Origin of the sequence: Bacillus sp. SIMBA_026, assembly GCF_046535335.1 — a bacterium.
In the GTDB taxonomy this organism is placed as follows: Bacteria; Bacillota; Bacilli; order Bacillales; family Bacillaceae; genus Bacillus; species Bacillus velezensis.
The window spans coordinates 1-239 of sequence record NZ_JAWRWX010000449.1 but is presented as its reverse complement, the minus strand read 5'-3'; the positions used below and the strand labels follow the sequence as shown (position 1 = coordinate 239).

The following is a 239-nucleotide window of genomic DNA, read 5'->3' as shown; positions in this document are numbered from 1 at the left end:
CTGCGCTGCGGGTTGAACTGCCAGCAGTACGCGGCAGTGCCCATATTAATGGAGGGCAGCAGCATTGGCATGGTGGTGCTGTCACGCTCGCTGGCGGACGTAACCCGCGAAGCAAGAGAAGTGTCGGGAAGCGAAATTGCGCTGATGGTGACAGGCTACACGGGGGCTGCCCCTCTGGATGTCGCCCGCCGCTTACCGGAGTGGAACGGTCATTTAGTCGCTCTAACCAACCGTGAGGC

1 protein-coding gene is annotated in these 239 nt (G+C 61.1%); it reads left to right on the top strand.

All coding sequences use genetic code 11. From position 1 onward, the window contains the following. Positions 1 to 12: 12 nt before the first annotated feature. The coding region (locus tag SB847_RS22130) for a cache domain-containing protein (RefSeq protein ID WP_410578900.1) at positions 13 to 239 on the top strand (227 nt) is incomplete at its 3' end.